General features: G+C 68.8%; 17 protein-coding genes. 9 read left to right on the top strand and 8 right to left on the bottom strand.

From position 1 onward, the window contains the following. Nucleotides 1–10 precede the first annotated feature (10 nt). The 6 genes from der (at nt 11) to guaA (ending at nt 8,994) form a co-directional block, all read left to right on the top strand. A complete protein-coding gene (gene der / locus GDJ08_RS02470; RefSeq protein WP_017355611.1) occupies nt 11–1,408 on the top strand; it encodes a ribosome biogenesis GTPase Der in 1,398 nt (465 codons plus the stop codon). Nucleotides 1,409–1,534: 126 nt separating this feature from the next. Further along, a complete protein-coding gene (gene moeB, locus GDJ08_RS02465; RefSeq protein WP_136003819.1) occupies nt 1,535–2,674 on the top strand; it encodes a molybdopterin-synthase adenylyltransferase MoeB in 1,140 nt (379 codons plus the stop codon). A 159-nt stretch (nt 2,675–2,833) separates the two neighbouring features. Then, nucleotides 2,834–4,660, top strand: coding sequence for a monovalent cation:proton antiporter-2 (CPA2) family protein (locus GDJ08_RS02460; RefSeq protein WP_017355613.1), 1,827 nt, complete (start codon nt 2,834–2,836; stop codon nt 4,658–4,660). 138 nt (nt 4,661–4,798) lie between these two features. After that, nucleotides 4,799–5,674 carry a bifunctional methylenetetrahydrofolate dehydrogenase/methenyltetrahydrofolate cyclohydrolase FolD gene (gene folD, locus GDJ08_RS02455; protein ID WP_017355614.1) on the top strand — a complete coding sequence of 292 codons (876 nt, stop codon included), beginning with the start codon at nt 4,799–4,801 and terminating at the stop codon, nt 5,672–5,674. 185 nt (nt 5,675–5,859) lie between these two features. After that, a complete protein-coding gene (guaB, locus tag GDJ08_RS02450) occupies nt 5,860–7,317 on the top strand; it encodes an IMP dehydrogenase (protein WP_136003821.1) in 1,458 nt (485 codons plus the stop codon). 111 nt (nt 7,318–7,428) lie between these two features. Then, nucleotides 7,429–8,994: a glutamine-hydrolyzing GMP synthase gene (guaA, locus tag GDJ08_RS02445; protein ID WP_017355616.1), complete on the top strand. Its 1,566-nt coding sequence runs from the start codon at nt 7,429–7,431 to the stop codon at nt 8,992–8,994. A gap of 54 nt (nt 8,995–9,048) precedes the next feature. Here the strand turns inward: guaA and GDJ08_RS02440 are convergent, their stop codons facing one another. Both GDJ08_RS02440 and GDJ08_RS02435 read right to left on the bottom strand, forming a co-directional pair. After that, the gene (locus GDJ08_RS02440) at nt 9,049–12,168 is read right to left on the bottom strand and encodes a discoidin domain-containing protein (protein WP_153164235.1); all 3,120 of its coding nucleotides are present in this window, start codon (nt 12,166–12,168) and stop codon (nt 9,049–9,051) included. A 105-nt stretch (nt 12,169–12,273) separates the two neighbouring features. Then, a complete protein-coding gene (locus GDJ08_RS02435; protein WP_153164234.1) occupies nt 12,274–14,268 on the bottom strand; it encodes a hypothetical protein in 1,995 nt (664 codons plus the stop codon). A gap of 224 nt (nt 14,269–14,492) precedes the next feature. Between GDJ08_RS02435 and GDJ08_RS02430 the strand changes: the two genes are divergently transcribed. The 3 genes from GDJ08_RS02430 to GDJ08_RS02420 all read left to right on the top strand — a co-directional run bounded on the left by GDJ08_RS02430 (nt 14,493) and on the right by GDJ08_RS02420 (nt 18,511). Beyond that, nucleotides 14,493–15,017 (top strand): DUF3592 domain-containing protein, encoded by a 525-nt coding sequence (locus GDJ08_RS02430; RefSeq protein ID WP_153164233.1) that lies wholly within the window; start codon nt 14,493–14,495, stop codon nt 15,015–15,017. Between the two features lie 81 nt (nt 15,018–15,098). Beyond that, entirely contained in the window at nt 15,099–16,322 is a 1,224-nt protein-coding gene (locus tag GDJ08_RS02425; protein ID WP_153164232.1) for a hypothetical protein, read from the top strand. After that, nucleotides 16,319–18,511, top strand: a complete 2,193-nt coding sequence (locus GDJ08_RS02420; protein WP_026070897.1) for an ATP-binding protein — start codon at nt 16,319–16,321, stop codon at nt 18,509–18,511. The genes GDJ08_RS02425 and GDJ08_RS02420 overlap by 4 nt, the downstream gene beginning before the upstream one ends. Nucleotides 18,512–18,645: 134 nt before the next feature. Here the strand turns inward: GDJ08_RS02420 and GDJ08_RS02415 are convergent, their stop codons facing one another. The 6 genes from GDJ08_RS02415 to amaB all read right to left on the bottom strand — a co-directional run bounded on the left by GDJ08_RS02415 (nt 18,646) and on the right by amaB (nt 24,873). Beyond that, nucleotides 18,646–19,515 carry a DMT family transporter gene (locus GDJ08_RS02415; protein ID WP_136004147.1) on the bottom strand — a complete coding sequence of 290 codons (870 nt, stop codon included), beginning with the start codon at nt 19,513–19,515 and terminating at the stop codon, nt 18,646–18,648. Nucleotides 19,516–19,565: 50 nt separating this feature from the next. After that, nucleotides 19,566–20,618 carry a UDP-N-acetylmuramate dehydrogenase gene (gene murB, locus GDJ08_RS02410; RefSeq protein ID WP_026071023.1) on the bottom strand — a complete coding sequence of 351 codons (1,053 nt, stop codon included), beginning with the start codon at nt 20,616–20,618 and terminating at the stop codon, nt 19,566–19,568. Next, the gene (locus tag GDJ08_RS02405) at nt 20,615–21,670 is read right to left on the bottom strand and encodes a quinone-dependent dihydroorotate dehydrogenase (protein WP_153164231.1); all 1,056 of its coding nucleotides are present in this window, start codon (nt 21,668–21,670) and stop codon (nt 20,615–20,617) included. Before GDJ08_RS02405 ends, murB begins: the two co-directional genes overlap by 4 nt. A 9-nt stretch (nt 21,671–21,679) precedes the next feature. After that, nucleotides 21,680–22,450, bottom strand: coding sequence for a class I SAM-dependent methyltransferase (locus GDJ08_RS02400; RefSeq protein WP_153164230.1), 771 nt, complete (start codon nt 22,448–22,450; stop codon nt 21,680–21,682). Between the two features lie 90 nt (nt 22,451–22,540). After that, nucleotides 22,541–23,341, bottom strand: a complete 801-nt coding sequence (locus GDJ08_RS02395; protein WP_153164607.1) for an SDR family NAD(P)-dependent oxidoreductase — start codon at nt 23,339–23,341, stop codon at nt 22,541–22,543. Next, nucleotides 23,341–24,873 (bottom strand): L-piperidine-6-carboxylate dehydrogenase, encoded by a 1,533-nt coding sequence (gene amaB / locus GDJ08_RS02390; protein ID WP_017357538.1) that lies wholly within the window; start codon nt 24,871–24,873, stop codon nt 23,341–23,343. The genes GDJ08_RS02395 and amaB overlap by 1 nt, the downstream gene beginning before the upstream one ends. Nucleotides 24,874–25,017: the final 144 nt, after the last annotated feature.

Below are 25,017 nucleotides of genomic sequence, written 5' to 3'. Positions count from 1 at the left end.
AGTTACCGCGATGCTGCCCTTGGTCGCCCTGGTTGGACGGCCGAATGTCGGCAAGTCCACGCTGTTCAATGCGTTCACCCGTACGCGCGATGCGCTGGTCCATGACCAGCCCGGCGTGACCCGGGACCGTAATTACGGTGTTTGTCGTCTGAATGAAGACCACCCGTTCCTGGTGGTCGATACCGGTGGTATCGCCGGTGAAGAAGAAGGTCTGGCCGGTGCTACCGCCCGCCAGGCCCGCGCCGCCGCCGCCGAGGCGGACCTGATCCTGTTCGTGGTCGATGCCCGTGAAGGCGCATCCGCCCTGGATGACGAGATCCTGTCCTGGCTGCGCAAACTGTCGCGTCCGACGCTGCTGCTGATCAACAAGATCGACGGTACGCATGAGGACACGGTGCGTTCGGAGTTCGCCCGCTACGGCTTCAGCGAGATGCTGACCGTGTCGGCTGCGCATCGCCAGGGCCTGGACGATCTGCTCGATGAAGTCGTCGAGCGGCTGCCGGAGGAAGGCACCACCGAAACGCTGGACAACGACCCGAACCGCATCCGCATTGCCTTCGTCGGCCGTCCGAACGTGGGCAAGTCGACGCTGGTCAATCGCCTGCTGGGCGAGGAGCGCATGATCGCCTCCGAAGTGCCCGGGACCACCCGCGATTCGATCGCGGTGGACATGGAGCGCGATGGTCGCGAGTACCGGCTGATCGACACCGCTGGCCTGCGCCGCAAGGCGCGCGTGGAAGAGGTGGTGGAAAAATTCAGCGTGATCAAGACGCTGCAGGCGATCGAGCAGTGCCAGGTGGCCGTGCTGATGCTGGACGCCGCCGAAGGCGTGACCGACCAGGACGCCAGCGTCCTGGGTGCGGTGCTCGATGCCGGCCGCGCCCTGGTGGTGGCGATCAACAAGTGGGACGGGCTGACCGACTACCAGCGCGAGCAGGCCGAAGCGCTGGTGTCGCGCAAGCTGGGCTTCGTGCCGTGGGCCGAAGTGGTGCGCATCTCGGCCAAGCATGGCTCGGGACTGCGCGAGCTGTTCCGTTGCATCCATGCCGCCCATGCGTCGGCCACGCACGAGTTCAGCACCAGTGAGGTCAACAAGGCGCTGGAGATGGCCTACGAGACCAACCCGCCGCCGGCCATCCGCGGCCACGTGTCCAAGCTGCGCTACGTGCATCCGGGCGGCTCCAATCCGCCGACCTTCATCGTGCACGGTACGCGCCTGAAGGATCTGCCGGAGTCGTACAAGCGCTACCTGGAGAACTTCTTCCGGAAGCGCTTCAAACTTGTCGGTACCCCGGTGCAGTTCATCTTCCGCGAGGGGACAAACCCCTACGAAGGCAAGAAGAACGTGCTCACCGAACGTCAGATCAAGCGCAAGCGTCGCCTGATCAAGCACGTCAAAGGCAAGTGATGCAATGAAGAGCCGGCGCAAGCCGGCTCTTCCGCATTCCAGGGTTGGGGCGGGCCGCTGGCCGGCAAACCGCGCACGGCGCGGCAGGACCCGACTGCACCGGGAGGTCTGCGCGATAATGCACAGATGAGCACTGTCCCCGAGATCACCCCCGCCCAGGCCCGCGAACGCCTCACCCACGGCGCACTGCTGATCGACGTCCGCGACGCGCATGAGCGCGCCACCGGCATGGCCGAAGGCGCGCTTGGCATCGCCCGGGGCGACCTTCAGCGCGCACCGGCCACGCACCTGCCGGTACTGGACCGCGAGGTCGTGCTGATCTGCCAAAGCGGCAGGCGCTCCCTGGACCTCGCCACCACCCTGGCTGGTCTCGGCTATACCCGTATCGCCTCCGTGCACGGCGGCACCGCTGCCTGGCGTGCCGACGGCCTGCCGCTGGTGCAACCGCTGCAGAGCGATGCCGAGCGCGATTTCAACGAGCGCTATTCGCGCCACCTTCTGTTGCCGCAGGTGGGAGTCGACGGGCAGCGCAGGCTGCTGGCGTCGCGCGTGCTGGTGCTTGGGGCCGGAGGGCTGGGCGCGCCGGCCAGTTTCTACCTGGCCGCCGCCGGGGTTGGGCACCTGCGCATCGCCGATGACGACGTGGTCGAGCGCAGCAACCTGCACCGGCAGATTCTGCATACCGATGCCAGCGTCGGCACGCCCAAGGTGCTGTCCGCGCGCGAACGGCTGCTGGCGCTCAACCCCCATCTCGACGTGGACGCGGTACAGCTGCGGGTGACGTCCGCCACAGTTGATGCGCTGCTCGACGGGGTGGACGTGGTGCTGGACGGTTCGGACAATTTCCCGCTGCGCTATCTGCTCAACGATGCCTGCATCCGCCACGGCATCCCGCTGGTCTACGGCGCGGTGGAGCGCTTCACCGGCCAGGTCAGCGTGTTCGACGCGGGCCGCCAGCGGGGCGTCGCACCGTGCTATCGCTGCCTGTTCCCGGAGCCGCCGCCGCCCGGTTCTGCGCCGAACTGCGCCGAGGCCGGCGTGCTCGGGGTGCTGCCGGGCATGGTCGGGCTGCTGCAGGCCACCGAGGTCCTGAAGCTCCTGCTGGGCATCGGCGACTCCCTGGTCGGCCGGCTGCTGTCGTTCGACGCGTTGGCGATGCGCTTCCGCGAAACACGGCTGCCACCGGACCCCGACTGCCCGCTGTGCGCGCCGGGCCGTGCGTTTCCCGGGTACATCGATTACGCCGCGTTCTGCAGCAGCGTCTGAAGGCTGGTCAATCGCCGGCAGCGCTGTCGATAGGATGATCCTGCCATCCATGCGGGGCATTGTTCTGTTTTCAGTACAAATCAACGCACCCCGCGCGCTATTGCGTGCAAACGCTTTGCCCTATCGTGGGGGCATCTAGGTAGTCCGGGGAACATCCGCATGGCGGTGGAAGCAGGGGCCAGTGAGCTGGTAAAAGTGGTCGCGCTGCTTGGCGCGGCGGTGGTGATGGTGCCGCTGTTCCGCCGGCTCGGGCTGGGTTCGGTGCTGGGGTACTTCGCCGCCGGTCTGGCGATCGGTCCGTTCGGGTTTGGCTGGTTCTCCGATCCGCAGGCGATCCTGCATACCGCCGAACTGGGCGTGGTGATGTTCCTGTTCGTGATCGGCCTGGAAATGCGGCCGTCGCACCTGTGGAGTCTGCGCAAGGAAATCTTCGGCTTGGGCACCCTGCAGATCGTGGTCTGCGGCGCGGTGCTCACCGGCGTCTGCATGCTGTTCGGCTTCCCGCTGCCGGTGGCGTTCATCGGTGCAGCCGGCTTCGTGCTGACCTCCACCGCGGTGGTGATGCAGTTGCTGGCCGAGCGTGGAGACATCGCGCTGCCGTCGGGCCAGAAGATCGTGTCGATCCTGCTGTTCGAAGACCTGCTGATCGTGCCGTTGCTGGCCGTGGTCGCCTTGATGGCGCCGGTGCATGCCGAGGTGGGCGGTGCGTCGCGCTGGGTCAGCGTCGGCATCGCTGCCGGTGCCATCGTTGGCCTGGTGCTGGTAGGGCGGTTCCTGCTCAATCCGCTGTTCCGCATCCTGGCCGCCGCCAAGGCGCGCGAAGTCATGACCGCCGCCGCATTGCTGGTGGTGCTGGGCGCCGCGCTGCTGATGCAGCTGGGCGGATTGTCGATGGCGATGGGCGCGTTCCTGGCCGGCGTGCTGCTCAGCGAATCCACTTTCCGTCATCAGATCGAGGCGGACATCGAGCCGTTCCGCGGCATTCTGCTGGGCCTGTTCTTCCTCAGCGTGGGCATGGCGCTGGACTTGACCGTGGTGGCCAACAACTGGCCGCTGATCCTCTCCGGCGTGCTCGCCTTGATGCTGGCCAAGGCAGTGTGCATCTACACCGTGGCGCGCATCCTGGGCAGCGACCACCACCAGGCGCTGGATCGTGGCGTGGTGATGGCGCAGGGCGGCGAGTTCGCGTTCGTGCTGTTCTCGGCCGCCGCGGCTGCCGGCGTGATCGGCGTGGAGGTCAACGCCAACCTCACCGCGATCGTGGTGCTGTCGATGGCGCTCACCCCGTTGTTCGTGCTGCTGCACGACACGCTGATGCCGGCCCGTGCGGTGTCGCTGGACGGCGTGGAAGCGGCCGACGGCCTGTCCGGCAGCGTGCTGCTGATCGGCTTTGGCCGCTTCGGCCAGGTGGCCAGCCAGTCGCTGCTGGCGCGCGACGTGGACGTGACCATCATCGACAACGATGTGGACATGATCCACAACGCAGAGCGCTTCGGCTTCAAAATCTACTACGGCGACGGCACCCGCCTGGATGTGCTGCACGCCTCCGGCGCGGCCACCGCGCGTGCCATTGCGGTGTGCGTGAACAGTGCGCAGGACGCGGACCGCATCGTCGAGCTGGTGGCCCACCAGTTCCCGCAGGCCAAGCTGCTGGTGCGGTCGTTTGACCGTGAGCATTCGCTGCGGCTGATCCATGCCGGCGTGGACTTCCAGATCCGCGAGACCTTCGAATCGGCGCTGCTGTTCGGCCAGGCCGCGCTGGTGGAGCTGGGCGCGGAGGAGGACGACGCGCGCGACATCGCCGAGCAGATCCGTCAGCGCGACGCCGAGCGTTTCGAGCTGGAGATGGCCGGTGGCGACCTGCGCGCCGGCGCGCACATGGTGTTCGGTACCGCGCTGCCCGGCGTGCCCACGCCGACCCCGTTCACCGCGCCCAGGCGCAAGGCACGCACCCTCAATGCGGACGAGGTACCCGAAGAGGAATGACGCGCGATCGGTAGTGCCGGCCGATGGGCGACTTCCGGGACAATCGGTGGCGTTGCGGAGCCGGCCGGCGGCTGGGCGACGCGATCCGGGCAAATCAGGGACAATACGTTCCCCGCCGCCGCCATGCCCCCGCATTCGATGAACGATTCCGCCCCCCGCCATTCCGCCCGCATCCTGGACGGACGCCGCATCGCCGAAGACCTGCTGGACAGCCTGAAGGTGCGCGTGGACGCGCGCCTGGCCGCCGGTGGCAGCCGGCCCGGCCTGGCGGTGGTGCTGGTCGGGGGCGACCCGGCCTCGACCGTGTACGTGCGCAACAAGCGCCGGGCCGCTGAAAAAGTCGGCATCGAGGCGTTCGACTACGACCTGCCGGCCGGGACCACCGAAGCCCAGCTGCTGACCCTGATCGACCAGCTGAACGCCGATCCGAAGATCCACGGCATCCTGGTGCAGCTGCCGCTGCCGGGCATCCCCGATGCCAGCCGCCTGATCCACCGCATCGACCCGCGCAAGGACGTGGACGGTTTCCACCCGGAAAACGTCGGCCACCTGGCCCTGCGCGAGTTCGGCCTGCGCCCGTGCACCCCGCGGGGCATCACGACGCTGCTGGGCCATACCGACCAGCCGGTGCGCGGCCGCAACGCCACCATCGTGGGCGTCAGCAACCACGTTGGCCGCCCGATGGGGCTGGAGCTGCTGATCGCCGGCTGCACCGTCACGAGTTGCCACAAGTTCACTCCCAAGGACGTGCTGGAGCAGTCCGTGCGCAATGCCGACATCCTGGTGGTGGCCGTGGGCCGCCCGGGCATCGTGCCAGGCGAGTGGGTCAAGCCGGGCGCAGTGGTCATCGACGTGGGCATCAACCGCCTGGACGACGGCCGCCTGGTCGGTGACGTCGGCTTCGAGGCCGCTGCCGAGCGCGCCAGCTGGATCACCCCGGTCCCGGGCGGCGTGGGGCCGATGACCGTCGCCACCCTGATGCAGAACACCATCGAGGCGGCAGAAGCCTTCTGATCCGGACGGCGGCACCCGTAGAGCCGGGCTCTGCCCGGCTGACGGACCCCTGCAAACGGCGGCCGGACCCGCCCGGCACTACGTGAACGCTGTTCGCGGGCGCGACACAGCGTCGCATCCGCCCCCTGCCCATCGGGCCAGAATCAGGGTAAAATGTCGCGCTTCCCCACATCTCGGGTATGCCGATGCTGCGCATCCAGGCTGAAGCACTCACTTACGACGACGTCTCGCTCGTCCCCGCACACTCCACGATCCTGCCCAAGGATGTCAGCCTCGAAACGCGGCTGACCCGCGACCTGCGGCTGAAGCTCCCGATCCTCTCGGCGGCGATGGACACCGTCACCGAAGCCCGCCTCGCCATCGCGATGGCCCAGCTCGGCGGCATGGGGATCATCCACAAGAACCTGACCGTCGAACAGCAGGCCGCCGAAGTGGCCCAGGTCAAGAAGTTCGAGGCCGGCGTCATCCGCGACCCGATCACGGTCGGCCCGGAAACCACCATCCGCGACGTGCTGGCGCTGACCCAGGCGCGCAACATTTCCGGCGTGCCGGTGGTGGATGGCGGTGGCCAGCTGGTGGGTATCGTCACCCATCGCGACATGCGCTTCGAGACCGAGCTGGACGACCCGGTCCGCCACATCATGACCAAGAAGGATCGACTGATCACGGTCAAGGAAGGCGCCGCGTCGGACGAAGTGCTGCAGCTGCTGCACCGCAACCGCATCGAGAAGATCCTGGTGGTCAACGATGATTTCGCCCTGCGCGGGCTGATCACCGTCAAGGACATCCAGAAGAACACCGACTACCCCAACGCCGCCAAGGACACCGCGACCCGTCTGCTGGTCGGTGCCGCGGTCGGCGTCGGCGGCGATACCGATCGCCGTGTCGAAGCGCTGGTCGCCGCCGGCGTGGACGTGCTGGTGGTGGACACCGCGCACGGCCACTCGCAGGGCGTGCTGGACCGCGTGCGCTGGGTCAAGAAGAACTTCCCGAACGTACAGGTCGTCGGCGGCAACATCTGCACCGGCGAAGCCGCGCTGGCGCTGCTGGACAGCGGCGCTGACGCGGTCAAGGTCGGCATCGGCCCGGGCTCGATCTGCACCACGCGCGTGGTCGCCGGTGTCGGCGTGCCGCAGATCACCGCGATCGACCTGGTCGCCGAAGCGCTGCAGGACCGCATCCCGCTGATCGCCGATGGCGGCATCCGCTACTCGGGCGACATTGGCAAGGCACTGGCTGCCGGCGCCTCGACCATCATGATCGGCGGCCTGCTCGCCGGTACCGAGGAATCGCCCGGCGAGACCGAGCTGTTCCAGGGCCGCTCGTACAAGAGCTACCGCGGCATGGGCTCGCTGGCCGCGATGGAGAAGGGGTCCAAGGACCGTTACTTCCAGGACGCCTCCAGCGCCGACAAGCTGGTGCCGGAAGGCATCGAAGGCCGCGTGCCGTACCGCGGTCCGGTCGGGGGCATCATCCACCAGCTGATGGGTGGCCTGCGTGCCACGATGGGCTACGTGGGCTGCGGCACGGTCGAAGACATGCGCAGCAAGCCGAAGTTCGTCAAGATCAGCGGCGCCGGCCAGCGCGAGAGCCACGTCCACGACGTGCAGATCACCAAAGAGCCGCCGAACTACCGCGCCTGATGCGGTACGCGCAAAGAGGAACGAGGAAGCTGATTCCCGTTCCTCTTTCTCTATCCGCCGCCGGTACCACCGTTTCGTTTTCCGTACTCCCTCCTGCATTGCCCGGGCGCCATGACCAACATCCATAACGACAAGATCCTCATCCTCGATTTCGGCGCGCAGTACACCCAGCTGATCGCGCGCCGTATCCGCGAGCTCGGCGTTTACTGTGAAATCTGGGCGTGGGACCACAACCCGGCCGAGATCGCCGCGTTCGGTGCCAAGGGCATCATCCTGTCCGGTGGCCCGGAATCGACCACGCTGCCGGGCGCGCCCGCCGCACCGCAGGAAGTGTTCGACAGTGGCCTGCCGATCTTCGGCATCTGCTACGGCATGCAGACCCTGGCCGCGCAGCTCGGTGGCGCCACCGAAGCGGCCGACCAGCGCGAGTTCGGCCATGCCGAAGTCAACGTCGTGCACCCCGACGCGCTGTTCAAGGGCCTGAGCGACCACGGCGGCGAGCCGAAGTTGAACGTCTGGATGAGCCACGGCGACCACGTCTCCGTTGCGCCCCCGGGGTTCACTGTGACGGCCGTGACCGATCGCATCCCGGTGGCCGCGATGGCCAACGAAGAGAAGCGCTGGTACGGCGTGCAGTTCCACCCGGAGGTGACCCACACCCTGCAGGGCCAGGCGCTGCTGCGCCGCTTCGTGGTGGACGTGTGCGGCTGCCAGACCCTGTGGACCGCCGCCAACATCATCGACGACCAGATCGCCCGCGTGCGCGAACAGGTGGGCGACGATGAAGTGATCCTGGGCCTGTCCGGCGGCGTCGATTCGTCCGTCGTGGCCGCGCTGCTGCACAAGGCCATCGGCGACAAGCTGACCTGCGTCTTCGTCGATACCGGCCTGCTGCGCTGGCAGGAAGGCGACCAGGTGATGGCGATGTTCGCCGAGCACATGGGCGTCAAGGTGATCCGCGTCAATGCGGCGGACCGCTATTTCAGCAAGCTGGAAGGCGTGAGCGATCCGGAAGCCAAGCGCAAGATCATCGGCAACCTGTTCGTGGACATCTTCGATGAAGAGTCCAACAAGCTGAGCAATGCCAAGTGGCTGGCGCAGGGCACCATCTACCCGGACGTGATCGAGTCGGCCGGCAGCAAGACCGGCAAGGCCCACGTCATCAAGAGCCACCACAACGTGGGCGGCCTGCCCGAGCACATGAAGCTGGGTCTGGTCGAGCCGCTGCGCGAGCTGTTCAAGGACGAAGTGCGTCGCCTCGGCGTCGAGCTCGGCCTGCCGCGCAGCATGGTCTACCGCCACCCGTTCCCGGGCCCGGGTCTGGGCGTGCGCATTCTTGGCGAAGTGAAGCGCGAATACGCCGAACTGCTGGCCAAGGCCGATGCGATCTTCATCGACGAACTGCGCAAGGCCGACCTGTACGACAAGACCAGCCAGGCGTTCGCGGTGTTCCTGCCGGTGAAATCGGTGGGCGTGGTGGGCGATGCGCGTGCGTATGAGTGGGTGATCGCGCTGCGTGCGGTGGAGACCATCGATTTCATGACCGCGCACTGGGCGCACCTGCCGTATGACTTCCTGGGCACCGTGAGCAACCGCATCATCAATGAGCTGCGCGGGGTGTCGCGCGTGGTCTATGACATCTCCGGGAAGCCGCCGGCGACGATCGAGTGGGAATGAGTTGACTGACAAGGGCGCCGCGAGGCGCCCGCGCGCGGTGCAGCGCTGCCGCGTCTACCAGCGCGCCTCGAGTGTGCGGAACGGCTGCTGCAGGCGCACGCCGTTGGCGTCGTAATCGCTCACCGTGCGTCCATCCACGCGCACGTGGGTCGGGCGCGTGCGCGTTGGCCACCACACGCGCACGGCGGTATCGCCGCGCAGGCCGGGTCCGAGGGTGAGGCGCAGGGCACCGTCGCGCTGCCGCGCCTGCAGCTGCAGGGTGCCGTAGGCGGTGGGCAGGCGGTCGATGGCGAGCCCTTCGCCAGCCACCCAGGCCGGTGGCGTGCCAGGCAGCAGCGACAGCGCGTCGTCGTCCTCGCGCATCAGCATGCCGAACAGCGTGCGGCCGTACTCCGCGCCGATCCAGGTGTGTGGCATGTCGCCCAGGTAGCGTGGGAACCGCTGCCGTGAGTGCACCACTTCGGCCAGCACCTGCCATTCCAGCGGGCGGCGGTCGCGCAGCAGACCCTGCAGCAGTTCCTCGGCGGCGGCGGGCTGGTCGAGGTGGACGTAGCTGAGCACGTTGCGGATTTCGTAGGGCGTGTAGGCGTACAGTGCGCCGGGCTGCGTGCGCTTGCGCACGTCATCCAGGTAGCGCGCGAAGGTGGTGCGCAACGCCGTGGGCGGCAGCACGTCCTGCGCGCCGGTCGGGTCCAGCGCGATCGACACGCCGGTGGGATCGCCATCGCCGAGGTCGGCCGAGGAGGGAATGAAGTCGATGCCTTTCCACGCCATCGTGGCGCGGATCGACGCAGCCAGCGCATCGTGCAGCGCGGTGTACTGGGCGCGGGCCCAGGCGGCGGTGTCGTGGTCGCCCAGCGATTCGGCCAGCCATGCGCCGTCGTGCCAGCCTTTCAGGCCCCAGTAGTCATCCCAGTAGCTGTGGGTGGGCGAGGGGTAGCCCTCATGGCTGATTGATGGTGCGAGGATGCCGGCGAAGCGTTCCGGCGCCGGCTGGCCTGCCATGTAGCCCGGCACCAGGGTGCGCTCGCGCAGTTCCTGCAGGAAGCGCAGCGCCGCCTTCACCTTGGGCAGATACGCGCGCACCGATTCAGGACCGCCATCGAGACGGGCGACATCGGCGACCAGTGCGACGTACTGGCCCTGGCTGTCGTACTCGATGTCCGAGCCGAAGCCCGTATTGACGCTGCCATCGGCGTTGAGGATCGGCGAGACCAGCCCGTTGGGGTGGACGCCGTGGTCGCTGTACCAGGCCAGGTAGTCGCGTGCGACCCCGGCCTCGCCCATGCGCAGCAGCACGGCCGAGGTCGCCATGCCGTCGCGGATGAAGGAGCGGTTGTAGTTGCGCGGCCCGGGCTGCATCGCAGGGCCGGTCTGGTTGATCAGCATGTAGGCGGCCTGCGCGCGCAGCATGTCCACCAGCGATGGATCGGGCAGGCGCAGTCCCACCTGGCCCAGGCGCGCCTGCCAGTCGGCGGCGGCGCGGTTGGCGAACATCCCGTAGGCGGCGTCCGGATCGCGCGGTGCATCACCCAGCGCTGGCGCGGGCGCCGGTGGCAGCGTGCCATCAGCGGCCGCAGCGGCGGTGCCGAGCGGAAAGGCGACCACCACCGAACGGCTGGCGCCCGGCGCGATCTGGATGCGGTAGGCCAGCGCGGCGGCGGCCAGGCCATCGGCATCCTGCGCCTGCTGCTGGGCAGGCAGGCGGCCGGTGGCGATGGCGGTGGTGATCTCGCTGCTGCCATCGACGCCGAACGGCGCGGCGCCTGCGGCATCGATGGCTGTCAGCGAGTGCAGCAGCGGGCGGCCGTTGACGCGCACCGCGCGGCCGTCGATCGCAATCGAGCGGATCGGCGACAGGCCACCGTTCTGCCACGGTGGGTTCATCTGCATCGGCCGTACCGCCAGCGTCAATGTGCCGTCCACCGGCGTGCTGCCGGTGTTGCGCAGACGATGCCGGACGAAGGTGACCGGTTGGCCATCGAGCGCGATCGCGAAGGCCTCGCTCTGCAGCTCCAGACCCGGCTGTGGCATCCAGCGCGCGGACGGCATCGGCTTCCAGCCGTCGCGCAGCGCATGTGTCACCGGCTTGTCCGCCGCACCGGCAGTGTGGCCGTCGGCGTTGCGCCAGATCGGCTGCACCAACGGCGCGCCCTTGAAGGCTTCGATGTTGCCGTACTCATCGAAGATCGATTTCTGCCGTCCGGCGTGCACGCCGACGGCGGTCCAATAGGTCTGCTGCCGGTGCAGCGAGTCTGGGAACAGGGCACGCTGCGCCCCGCTGGCGGCGATCTGGTAGCGCTTCATCGGGGTCATCACCGCGGCCGGGCCGAGCAGGCGGAGGCGATCCACGCCGGGTGCATCGCCCTCTACGGTGAGCCGCAGTGCGGTGGCCGTCAGCGGCGCTGTGCCGGCCAGCAAGCTCTGCACGCGGCTGCCGGCGTGGGGGTCCCGCGCGATCTCGTGCCACCGGCCCTGCGCATCGCGCGCGTCCAGGCGTGCCGCACCGTGCGCGCCGGCCCAGTCCACGGCCAGGCCGGTGGTCGACTCGGCGCGCGGCAGGGCGATCTCCAGCGCGTGCGTACCGGCCGCGCCTGCGGGCACGGCGACGGCACCACCGCCCTGCCATAAGGCGGCGGCCTCATCGGGTGAGAGGCCGGCCACCCGCGCACTGGCGCGTGCATCGAGGGGCTCCAGCTCGAAGATCGACACGCCCCAGTCGGCGGTACGCTCGGGACTGGCCAGGCGCAGGTAACGTGCCGGGCGGGGCGCGAAGTACAGCGTTTCGATGCCGCCCAGCGAATCGCGCATGGTGTAGGCCGGCTGCCACTGCGTGCCGTCCAGCGACGTCTGCAGGGTGTAGCCCTCGGGGTTTGAGACATCCCAGGTGAGTTGTGCGCCGCTCAGCGTGCTGGTCGAGCCGAGATCCACCTGGAACCAGTGGCCCGGGCTGAAGGCGCCGCCGGTGACGGTCTTCGCGTCGCCATCGATGAGATGGGCCACCGCCATCGCCGGAACCTGCTGCGAGGAACTGCTGGCCTGCCACTGGCTGCGCGGCGGCAGGTCCTGGCCGATGGCGGTCGTGGCGAAGGACAGGGCGGGAACCAGCAGCGCGCGCGCAATGCCGGCGGCGGGGTGGGGCAGATCGGTCCGGCGGGTGGTGGGCAGCCCCATCGATGCGCTCCTGGTTCCGCGACGCCCCGGCACTGGGGCAGGGTCACGCTAGCAGGGGCTGTAATCGTTTACATGACGCGTCGCAATATCCTCCTTCAGCGCCGGCTATGTACCAGCCGGCTCGGCCTCCGCCAACGCCGGCCCGTAGCGCTGCTGCATCGCGTCGCGGTCCAGCACCACCTCGTAAGTCTGGTGGAAGACGGGCCCGTACAGCGAATGCTGCAGCGGAAACTGCACGGCGCGTGCGGTGACGTACTGGCGGATATCGGAAAGCTCCACGGGCGAGGCCAGCTGCCCGTACAGCCGGTCGGCGGCCTGCTCGACGGTGTCGTAGAAGGTCAGGTCGTGTCGATGCACCGAGCGGCCTGCTTCAAACATCTCGGCCTTGGTGTAACGGTTGGCAAGGTAGTGGCAGATCATCGCGGTATCCACCACGGGAACCCCGTCGATCGGGAACCCGGCGTACACCGGCGAATTGGTCAGCACGCAGGCGGTGACGAAGGCATCGTCGGGAATCGCGCAGCCCTTGTCGCGCAGGCATTGTCTGAATGCCTCCAGGTGCGCGACGACGGCGGTACGCTTGCGCTCGATCTGGGCGGTCGCACCAGCCACGGTGTCATGGTAGTTGGTGAACTGCAGCGCATCGTCGGGCCAGAGGATGCACTTGGCCTCGAGGATAAGGATGTTGCGCCCGATCACGGCCACGATGTCGATCTCCTCGCTGCGGCCGCCGGGCGGGGTAAACGTGACGGCACTGTCCAGCACCGTGGCGCAGCCGACGAGCGGGCACGCGGCAGCGGCCTCCTTCAGTTCCTTGCGGCAATACACCTCGAACGGCGTTCCGCGCCGGTCGAGTTGGAGGCCGCCCTGGCGCATCCATCCCTCCACGATGCGCAGCAGACGCGCCGACAGGATGCAGGGCAGCATGAGAACCACCGCATCGCCGATCCGGACCAGCGGCTGGCACCAGAGGTCGCGTGTGGGCGCGCCGTCGAACGTCAACGCGTCCAGCGCACGCTGCGCCTGTGCCGGCGCGATGCCCAGCGAACGGGCCACACTGGGCACCAGGACCCGAAGGGGAATCGAGGGCGCGCAACGCGCCGTGTCGATCTCCCCGCGCATCCTGAGCAGCCCGTCATTCATCAGCGTCCCGACCGCCTGCAGGAAGCGCCAGGTATCGATCAACAGGGTGAGCGCAACGCCGTTGAAGCGGGGCAGCGGCTCATCCAGGAAGCCGCGGTAATAGCCAAGCTGCACGGCCAGTGCCTCGCCGAGCGCCGTGGCGGCCAGGTCAAGCACCCGTGCGCTGTTGCCGAGATCGATCCGCTCGATGCTGCCCACGCCATGCAGCTTCTTGGGCAGGATGATCCGGCTGAACTTCTCCCGCCGTGCCGCATCCAGTTCGCGCCACCACATCGCCATCTGCAGCCCGAACTGCAGCGACAGGTTGTTGCGGCGGTAGATCGACAGGATGCGCGCCGTCTCGCGCGCTGCATCGGACGGGCGGATGAACAGGCCGTCCCGCTCGGCGCTCACTCCATACGTGTTGCCCACGCAGTCGTGCCAGTACTCCACCGCGCACTGGTAGATGATGGCTTTGTTGATTTCGGTCGCCGTGGCCTCGAGGGTGTCCGCGCTGAAGGAGGTGTCACCCAGGGTATCGGCGCCGCGTGCCATCAGCTGGCGCAGCATGTGCCTGAGCCCATCGCCCATGCCGGTGATCAGCTCATCGGGTGCGAACAGTTCGCCGAGCACGGACGGGAGCTTCTGCTCCAGCAGGTCCGGAAGGTCGATGACCGGCGCACCGTTCCGACGCGTGCGGGTGCCTTCCATGTCGCGCTGCAGCTGGGCCAGGTTGCGGTTGCAGACCGCGACGGCCAGCTGGACGGCGGCGCCAGGGGAGACCTTGATGTCGTCCAGCGCGATCCAGGCGCGGAGCTGGCTGAGCAGCACATCGAAGAACAGCCCGGCCTGATGCACACGGGTATCGTCTTCATCGAACGCAGGCGTTGCCGCAGCCTCCCATGCCGCGCGGTCGAAGCCGCGCTGGCTGGGGCCGGCGCGTTTGCCGTAGCGGACATCATTGGCGAAGGTTCCCATTGTTGAACCGCTCCTTGTCGCAGGCGGTCATCGTGCCAGATGGGCGGCGGGATCAGGAACCGATCGCCTGCGCCCACCGCTTGACGCATCGTCAACCGCGCGCTGCGCCAACCTGACACGTCGCGGGTTCACGCGTACCGCCGCTGCGCGCAGACTTCTTCACGTTGCCGGCGCATCTCGCTGCCGGCGTAGCCGATCCGATGTGATCGATCCTGGGGAGCGTCATGATCAGCATTCCTGTGTCCGATACCGCCCACGCCCGCCTCGTGCGTGCATCACGCTGGCTGTGCGCCGTGGCCTACGTGGTGATCGTTGCCGTGTTCGCCTCCTCCGCCTTGGGCGGACACTTCCGGGCCCAGGCCATCCTCAAGGATGCGGTGACCGTGCAGGCGCCGGTCACGCTGGACTCCATCGACGAGAAGCGGCGCAAGGGGCGGGTCTCGCACACCTACCAGTTCCGTTATGCCTTCGATGTCGATGGCGTGCCGTACACCGGTCACTTCGCCACCAGCGAAGACAACGCCGCGCCTTACCTGGGCGATGCGCCGCAGGTCACGGTGGCCTACGCCCGCGCCGAGCCGGCGCGGTTCGAACGACTGGATCGGCTGCAGGCGCAGCAGGGACTTGGTTCGGTGCTGGGGCGCCTGGTGGGCGCGCTGCTGATGTTGGCCGGCCTCGCGTTCCTGGTGCACCTGCTGGTGACCCGCCGCCTGTTCGTACGCCACACAACGCCGGCCGCGGCAGGTTGAGCCAGGACCATGACTGCACGGGTTGACAGCCAAACCGGGCCGGGTAAGTTGGCCGATTCCTTCCTGCTCTGGTCACCCGCCATGCCCGCTCCGGAATTCGCGGACCTGTTGTCCCGCCACATGCGCCGGATCCGGGCCAGCGCCGGTGGCGTGGCCAGCGAGATCGGCATCAGCCGCGAGGCAGTGAACAACTGGCGCTCGGGCGCATCGTTGCCCAGCCGCCGCCACCGCGACCGCGTGCTGGCCTGCGCCAACTACCTCCGGTTGACCGAAGCGGAGAGCAACGGCCTGCTGCAGGCGGCGGGCTTCGAGCCGGAGTTTCCGGCGGAAGGGGCCAGCAGCGCGGACGCGGCGGCCATCGCGCTGCCTGCGGTGCAGATTCCCGCGACGGTGGTGGGACTGTTCGATCGCCTGCAACAACTGCGACCGTATCCGGTGGCCCTGCTGCTGACCCAGGCGCACTGGGGCCAGCCACCCGAACGCGCGGCGATGCTGGCCGAAGCGGCGGCACGCTACGGCAGCGGGCGGGTGCTGCACCTGCAGCCACCGTTCCGCGCCGGTGAGGGCGACCAGGACTATTTCGCCTCGCTGGCCGCGCAATGCGGGCTGGAGGGCGTCAGCACGGATGCCGGTTTCGAGGCGGCGCTGGCGCAGCGCCTGCAGCAGCCCGGCGCGCTGTTCTGCCTGGTCAGCCGCTTCGAGCAGGGCGCCCCCGGCCCACGCGACGTGCTGGCAGGCATCCTGCGCAGTCTGAGCGAAATGTACAGCGGCAAGCTGCACCTGCTGATCTGCGGCGGGGCGGCGCTGGCCGATCTCAAGTATCAGGGCGGCGACCTCTCGCTGCTCAACATCGCCGCCACCGAGACCTGGCCGGAGTTGAGCGTGGCCGATCTGCGCCGCGCCAGCGCCGCGCTGCCGGATACCGTGCTCGCCCGCGCGCTGCAGATCTCCGGTGGGCATCCGCTGTTGGCCCAGGCGGCAGTGGCGCTGCTGGCCGATTCCGCCGTGCCGCTCACGGATGCGGCGCTGGAAGAGCAGTTGTCGGGCCACCCGCGCCTGTGGGAAGCGCTGCTGCCGTTGCTGCGTGATGGCGCGGCACGTGCGGCCATCGGCAGCTGGCTGCCGCGTGAGCAGATCGCGCCCGCGCGGCCGTACCTGGTGGACCCCCTGCTGCGCCAGCTGTACTGGCACAACCTGCTGACCCCGCGGGCGCAGGGGCAGGGCAGTTGGCTGGAGTGGCGCTGCGGGGCGATCCGCCGTGCCGTGCGGCAGGTGATCGATTCGCTGGAGGATGTGCCGGCATGAGCCTGCCCCGATGGCGGTTGTGGCGCCTGCTGCTGATAGCGGCGGGCACCTGGTTTCTGGTCAGCCTGCTGTTCGCGCCGTGGCTCAACCCCTGGGCGGCCTGGCGGATGCAGCGCGACCGCGACTCGCTGGTGCTCATCCAGCAGGCGAACATCGACATGATGTTCCTGCGCGAGGAGGCGCTGAGCTACTGGCGGGTGCACGAGCAGTGGCCCGCGCAGGTGAGCGTGCCGGGCGTGCATGATCCCGCCGAGGCGACCGTACGCGCGGAGCTGCCGGCGCCGTGGGTGCTGCGTTTCCGCTTCACCGACCGTTTCCCGGCGCGGTCCGGCCTGCCCGGGACGGTGATCGAACAGCGGCTGGACCCGAAGACGCAGCACTGGAGCTGCCAGCCGGGTAACCCGTCGCCCCCGACGCGGTGGCTGCCGCCGAACTGCCAAACCAGCGCGCCGTGGACGATCGTGCACTGGCTGACACTGCTGCTTGGTCTGGCCCTGGCCGTGCTGCTGGCCGCTGCGGTGATCTGGTGGCGGCTGCGGCCTGCCGTCGCCACGATCGTGCGCGAGCCCCGCGCGCTGCTGTCCCAACCGCTGCAGCAGTTGCCCCGGCTGGACCGGCAACTGGGCTGGCTGCGCCTTCGCGGGCGGGTGCTCGGTGATGCCGGCGTGGCCGGCGTGCGCTGGCGGGAAGCGCTGCGCCATGTCGAGGCGGCAGCGGTACAGCGTGCCGCACAACTGGCCGCGCGGATCGGCGCGGTCGATGCCGCCGCACCCGGCTGGACGCTGCCCGGCGAGGTCCGGGAATGGACGCTGCCGGCCACCCTGCCGCTGGCGCTGGAGCGCCTGTGGCTGTATCTGCCCGACCCGGCGCTGTCCGGCGATGCGCTGGTACGGCAGTTGCGTGCGATGCCCAATGGACAGGACGTGGTGCTGGTGGTGAGCCCATCGCTGGCGGTGGAGCCGGCGCTGATGGCGTACGCCGACGATCCGGTGAACCTGTGCGTGTGCCTGGACCAGGCCGGGCAGACGCGCTGGCTGCTGCAACCGGCCGCGCTGGACGGGCTCGTGGCGCTGCTGGCCCGCCAACTGCAGGCGACGCGTATCTCGCCCTACCAGACCCACGGCGGCATCACCCGGCCGGCGGCGTTCTTCGGGCGCGAGGCGGTGCTGGCACGTGTGCTCAACCGCGAGCCGGGCAACTATCTGCTGGTGGGCGGTCGCCAACTTGGCAAGACCAGCCTGATGAAGGCGATCGAGCGCCGCTTCGTCGATCATCCCCGCGTGTCCTGCTGCTATCTGTCGCTGCGCGATCACCGTCTGACCGTGCGCCTGGCGCTGGAGCTGGGCCTGCCGGAGGCCACCGGCATCGACGCGCTGGTGGCGGCACTGACCGAACGCGCGGGAGGGCGGCGGGTGTTGCTGCTGATCGACGAGACCGACCTGTTCCTGCGTCACGAGGCGCAGGCGGGCTACCCGCAGCTGGCGGCGCTGCGCGCGCTGAGCGAGGAGGGGCGCTGCCATTTCATGCTGGCCGGCTTCTGGGACCTGTACGAAGCGGTCACGCTGGACTTCGCCTCGCCGCTGCGCAACTTCGGCGAGGTGATCCACCTGGGAGGATTGGAAGACGCCGCGTGCCAGGCGCTGGCCACTGTGCCGATGGCACGCCTGGGCGTTCATTTCGCCGAGCCGGATCTGCCGCGGCAACTCGTGGTCGCCTGCGGCCGGCGCGCCAATCTGGTGGCCATCGTCTGCCAGCAGCTGCTGGCTCAGCTGCAGCGTGGCCAGCGGCTGATCGACGCCGCCCAGCTGCATGCCGCACTCGCGGCGGAGCCGGTGTTCGATGCGCTGGCCGGCTGGGCGCGGTTGAGTCCGGACCCGCTGGCATGCCGGATCGACCGCATCGTGGTCTATCACCTCGCCAGTGCGCGTCTGTCCACAAGCGGTGTGCGGGCCACGTCATTGACGGCGTTGCTCGCGGTGTTCGACGCGGCCGGCGTGGGCGTGGACCCCGAACAACTGCGGCGGGCACTGGCGAGGCTGCAGCTGGCGTATGTGATCCGGCGCGACGACGATGGCGTGCAGTTCGTGTTCGCGGTCCCGTTGTTCGTCACCCAGTTCCAGCACGAGGAAGTGGCGGCATTGCTTCAACGGGAGCTGCAGGCCGTGGCAGGCGCTGGCGCGACGGGATGACGCGCCCCGTCGTGGCCGGAGACGCTGCAGTTGATTGCCGGCGGATGGGTGTAGCGCGCAGGTCGAGTGCGCGGCAGACAAGGTGGAGGAGGCGGCCGCGCGCCGCTGGCGGGCAGCCGGGCGCTGATCGGTCCTCACTCGCCCGGCGTTGCTGCCGAGGTGGCCGCCTGGCTGGCGGCGCGGCGCGCCAGCACCGCTTCGCGATGCGCGATGTAGGCATTGGCGGCGAGGATGATGCCGGCACCGATGACGGTGTAGCGGTCCAGCGTTTCGTTGAACAGCACCCAGCCGAACAGGCTCACCAGCGGCAGCTGCATGAAACTGATCGGGGTCAGCGCGGAAACCTCGCCCAGCCGCAGCGCCCGCGTCCACAGCAGTTGCCCGATGGTGCCCATCACGCCGGTGGCCGCCAGCCACAGCCAGGCCATGCCCGTCGGCCAGGTCCATACGAACAGCGCCGGCACCAGTGACAACGGCACCCAGAACACATACGTGTAGAACACCACCGTATCGGCACTGTCCACGCGCGTAAGCTGCTTGATCTGGATCGCCACCAGCGAACTGAGCACGGCTGCCGCCACCGCGACCAGCGTGCCGGGCGTGAAGCCCGCCGAGCCGGGGCGCACGATGATCAACACGCCGATGAAGCCGCAGATCACTGCGGCCCAGCGCCGTATCCGCACGGTCTCGCCCAGCCACAGCACCGCCGCGATGGTCACAAACAGCGGTGTGGAGTAGGACAGCGAGATCGCCTGCGACATCGGCAGGTGGCCAATCGCCCAGAACCCGCACAGCATCGACGCCAGGCCGATCGCACTGCGCAGGAAGTAGCGCGGCAACTGCCGGGTCCGCAACGGCGACCGGCCCGGGCGCACCAGCATCGGCAACAGCGCCAGCAGGCCGAAAGCATTGCGGAAAAACGCCACTTCCTGGGTGGGCACGTAGCGGGTGGCATAGCGGATCGCCACGGCCATCAGCCCGAAGGCCAGCGTACTGCCGAGCATCAGCAGCGCCGCACGCGCGGGTGTGGGCGCGTGCAGGGCAACCGGCGGGCTCACCACTGGGCGCCGATCAGCCGGGGTTCGGGTTCGATGGGCACGCCGAAGGTCTCCAGCACCGAGGCGGAGATGCGCCGGGCCAGCGCCAGCAGCTGCTCGCCGCTGGCATTGCCGTAGTTGACCAGCACCAGCGCATGGCTGGGTGCCACGCCGGCGTCGCCGTCGCGGTAACCCTTCCAGCCGCAGGTCTCGATCATCCACGCGGCCGACACCTTGCGGCGGTCGTCCTGCTCGGCCGGGAACACCGGCAGTTCGGGGTAGTGCTGCAACAGCACGTCCACCTGCTCCAGCGGCAGCACCGGGTTCTTGAAGAAGCTGCCGGCGTTGCCGAGCACGTCCGGGTCGGGCAGTTTGCGGCGGCGGATGTTGATCACTGCGTTGGCCACATCGGCGGCCACCGGCAACTCCACGCCCATCGCCTGCATTTCCTCGCCGATGCCGGCGTAGCCGAGCCGCAGTTCGTGCAGCAGCGGCAGGCGCAGCTCGATCGCGGTGATCAGGTAACGGTCCGGTTCGTGCTTGAACACGCTGTCGCGGTAGCCGAACCGGCAGGCCTCGGCATCCAGCCGCACCCAGGTCTGTTCCACCCGGTCCCACGCGTCGACGGCCTGGATGAATTCACCCACCTGCGCACCATAGGCACCGATGTTCTGGATCGGGCTGGCGCCGGCGGTGCCGGGGATCAGCGCGAGGTTCTCCAGCCCCGACAGACCCTGCTGCAACGACCACATCACCAGGCCATGCCAGTTCACCCCGGCACCGGCACGGACCACGGTGTGGTCGGCACGGTGTTCGAGGATCTCGATGCTGCGGTTGCCGAACACCAGTACGGTGCCGGCCACGTCGCCGGCGATCAGCACGTTGCTGCCGCTGCCAAGGACCAGCAGCGGTTGCCGGGCCACCTGCGGCAGGCCCAGCACCTCCGGCAGCACGGCGGGTTCGACGACCTCCAGCAGCTGGGCGGCGACGGCGTCGACATGGAAGGTGTTCAGGGCCTTCAGGGAGGCGTTTTCAGTCAGGGTCCAGGCCGGCATCGATGCACTCGTCACAGGGGGGCCACCGCGCCGCGGCTGGGGGCTTCGCGGCGGCGACGGATCGCCTCCACGCACTCGTGCACCAGCTCCGGTCCACGGAAAACGAGGCCGCTGTAGCACTGCACCAGCGCCGCGCCGGCCGCCATCTTGGCGACCGCATCGGCACCGGACAGGATGCCGCCTACACCGATCAGCGGCATCGATTCTGGCAGGCGCGCGCGCAGGCGCCGCAGCACCAGCGTGGACTGGCCCAGCAGCGGGGCGCCGGACAGGCCGCCGGCTTCGGACGCGCGCGGGTCGCCGGCCACGGCACTGCGGTCGATGGTGGTGTTGGTGGCGATCACGCCGTCCACCTTGAGCTCGCCCAGCACGCGCGCGGCGGCGTCGATGTCGCGGTCGCTCAGGTCCGGGGCGACCTTGACCAGCATCGGCACCCGCTTGCCATGCCGCGCGGCCAGGCTTTCCTGGCTTTCGCGCAACTGCGAGATCAGCTGCCGCAGCGCGGTTTCCTCCTGCAGCTCGCGCAGGCCGGCCGTGTTGGGCGAGGAAATGTTGACGGTGATGTAGTCGGCCAACGGATACACCTTCTGCAGGCAGTGCTGGTAATCGTCGAACGCCTGCTCGTTGGGGGTGTCCTTGTTCTTGCCGATATTGATGCCGAGCAGCCCGTGGCGGCGCTGCGCGCGTTCGACGTTGCGCACCAGCGCGTCCACGCCAAGGTTGTTGAAGCCCATCCGGTTGATGATGGCCTGGTGCTTCGGCAGCCGGAACAGGCGCGGTTTCGGATTGCCGTCCTGCGCGCGCGGGGTGATGGTGCCGATCTCGACGAAGCCGAAGCCCAGCGCCAGCAGCGCGTCGATGTGCTCGCCGTTCTTGTCCAGGCCGGCCGCGAGGCCGACCGGGTTGGGGAACGTGAGGCCGAACGCGGGGGTCGGCATGGGCGCGGGGCGGCGGGCCAGCAGCGGACTGGTGCCGGTGCGGTAGGCCAGTTCCAGCGCGCTCAGGCCAAGGCCGTGGGCGCGTTCGGCGTCCAGGGAGAACAGGAAGGGGCGGGCAAGGGAGTACATGGGATCGAGTCAGTCCAGCGTGCCGATGAAGGCACGGGTTTGGTATTCAAAGGCGACCCGTCCATCCACCGCGTGGGCGTCGAACAGGCGTTGCAGGGCATCGAGCATCGGCGCATGGCGCGGGTGGCCGGCCGGCGGTGCATAGGAGGAGGACAGCAGGCGGCCGCGCAGGCCGTCCAGATCCAGCCATTGGGCGTTGGGCAGCCGCGCCATGCCGCGCAGACCGTCGCCGAACCAGGCGCGCATGGTGTCGTCGTCCTGGTAGCGCTCGGCCACGGCGGTGTAGTCGGTGCCGAATTCGAGCAGCAGTTGTTCGTAGCCGATCAGGAACGGCGAGCTGTCCAGCAGGCGCGAATTCCAGAACACCAGTGCCAGGCCGCCCGGGTGCAGGATGCGCGCCCATTCCTGGCGCACCGCGTCGGTATCGAACCAGTGAAACGCCTGCGCGGCGGCGACCAGGCCGACGCTGTCGCGGGCCAGGGTGGTGGCTTCGGCGGTGCCGTCCACCACTTTCAGGCGGAGGTAGTCCGGGCTCAGCCACTGCTCGGCGGCGGCGCGCATGGCGGCGTTGGGTTCCACCGCGATCACCGGATGGCCGGCAGCCAGGAACAGGCGCGTGGAGATGCCGGTGCCTGCGCCGATGTCGGCCACCAGCGTATCGGGCGACACGCCGATGTCCTGGTGCAGCCAGTCGAGCAGGGCCGGGGGGTAGTCGGGGCGATAGCGGACGTAGTCGGCGACGCGGTTGCTGAAGCGTTCGGTGGAATCGGAATGGCTCATGGGCACCTCGTCATGGGAGAGCGACCGGCGGCGCCAGGCCGCCGAAGACCCGGGGCGCTGCCAGGGACGATGATAGGCGTTGCGCTGCCATCATCCCATCAGGACCTGGCCGCCATCGACAGTGAGCGTGTGGCCGGTGATCCAGCCCGCCAGCGGCGAGCACAGGAACAGCGCGGCCTGGGCGATCTCCTCCGGCCGGCCGAAGCGGCCGAACGGGATGCGTGCCAGGGTCTGGTCGTACAGGACCCGGTCCTGTTCGCGCCGCCGTGCCCACAGGCCGTCGGCGAACTCGATGGAACCCGGGGCGATGGCATTGACGCGGATCCGGCGCGGCGCCAGCCCCAGCGCCTGCGAGGTGGTGTAGTGCATCAGCGCGGCCTTGGCCGCTGCGTACGGCGCGCCGCCGGGACGCGGCTGCTGCGCGGCGATCGACGCCAGATTGAGAATGCAGGCGTGCTCGGCGCGCTCCAGCCAGGGCAGCGCCAGCCGCGAGGCGCGCACCGCCGCCATCAGGTCGATGGAGAGGCTGGCCTCCCAGCCGGCCTCGTCGTCGCCCATGCCGTAACCGGTTGCGTTGTTGACCAGCACATCCATGCCGCCCAGCGCGTGGGCGGCGTCCTCCAGCCAGCGGCCGATGTCCTCCAGTCGCGACAGGTCGGCCACGCAGGTATGCAGGTCCAGACCGAGCGCCACGGCATCGGCCCGCAGCGCGGCGAGCCCAGGCTCGCCCCGCGCGCAGACCGAGACGTGGGCGCCCGCCGCAGCGAACGCCAGCGCCATCGCCCGCCCGATGCCCTTGCTGCCCCCGGCGACCAGAACCCGGCGCCCGGTGTAATCCAGGCGCGGACCCTTCGGTTCACCGGCCGGTTCGCGGCTGGCGGCGGAATCGATCACAGGTCGAACTTGATGCCCTGGGCCAGCGGCAGCGAATCGGAGTAGTTGATGGTGTTGGTCTGACGACGCATGTAGACCTTCCACGCATCCGACCCGGATTCGCGACCACCGCCGGTGTCCTTCTCGCCACCGAACGCACCGCCGATCTCCGCACCGGACGTGCCGATGTTGACGTTGGCAATGCCGCAGTCCGACCCGGCCGCCGACAGGAAGCGCTCGGCGGTCTTCAGGTTGGTGGTGAAGATCGACGAGGACAGGCCCTGCGGCACGCCGTTCTGCATGTCGATGGCCTCGTCCAGCGTGCTGTACTTCATCACGTACAGGATCGGTGCGAAGGTCTCGTGCTGCACGACCTCATCGCTGTTCTTCAGACCGGTGACGATTGCCGGCAGCACGAAGTTGCCGGCGCGGTCGATGCGGGTGCCGCCGGTTTCAACGGTGCCGCCGCTGGCCTTGGCCTTCTCGATGGACGCCAGGAACTGCTGCACGGCGCCGTCGCTGTTGAGCGGGCCCATCAGGTTGGCCGGGTCGGTCGGATCGCCGATCTTGCCCTCCACCTGCTTGTAGGCCTTGATCAGCGTGGCCAGCACGTCGTCATGGATGGATTCGTGCACGATCAGGCGGCGCGTGGTGGTGCAGCGCTGACCGGCAGTGCCGACCGCACCGAACACGATGCCGGGGATGGCCAGCTTCAGGTCGGCGGTTTCATCGAGGATGATCGCGTTGTTGCCGCCCAGTTCCAGGAGGCAGCGGCCCAGACGATGGGCAACCTTCTCGGCGACCGTGCGGCCGACCTGGGTCGAGCCGGTGAAGCTGATCAGCGGCACGCGCTTGTCGGCCACCATCTTCTCCGACAGCGCGGTGCCGGCATCGTTGATCAGGAAGAACAGGTCCGGGAAGCCACCGTCGCGCAGCGCCGCGTTGCAGATGCGCATGGACGCGATGGCGGTCAGCGGGGTCTTGTTGGACGGCTTCCACAGGCAGATGTCGCCGCAGATGGTGGCCAGGAACGAATTCCACGCCCACACCGCGACCGGGAAGTTGAACGCGCTGATGATGCCGACCAGGCCGAGCGGCTGGTACTGCTCGTACATGCGGTGGCCGGGGCGTTCGGAATGCATGGTGTAGCCGTACAGCATGCGGCTCTGGCCCACGGCGAAGTCGGCGATGTCGATCATCTCCTGCACTTCACCGTCGCCTTCGGGCTTGCTCTTGCCCATTTCCAGGGCAACCAGCGACCCCAACGCGTCCTTGTGGGCGCGCAGCGCTTCACCGCACAGGCGCACGGCTTCGCCACGGCGCGGAGCCGGGGTGGTACGCCAGATTTTGAAGGCTTCCTGGGCGCGCGCGATGATGGTTTCGTAGTCGGCGTCGGTGGTGGCGTACACCTGCGCGATCGCCTCGCCGGTGGTCGGGTTGACCGGGGTGATCACGCCGGCGTCGGTGGCGGTGGACCACTCGCCGTTGCCGAGGTAGGTGCCAGCGTTGGTCGCGTCGAGGCCGAGGGCCTTGAGCAGGTCAGAGGACATGCAAACTCCTGTTGCGAATCAAAAAGGGCGCAGCCGCTGGCAGGGTGGGGTGCGGCATGCAGAACCACCATTCTAACGTAGTGCCGCCTGCTGGCCGGCACCCCGGTGGGAGCCGGTAGAATAGGCGCCCAGCTCGCAAGCCCC

Source organism: Stenotrophomonas nematodicola, assembly GCF_009467805.1.
Classification (GTDB): domain Bacteria; phylum Pseudomonadota; class Gammaproteobacteria; order Xanthomonadales; family Xanthomonadaceae; genus Stenotrophomonas; species Stenotrophomonas nematodicola.
Note: the sequence above shows the minus strand (reverse complement) of the source record. Positions and strands in the feature narration are given on the sequence as shown.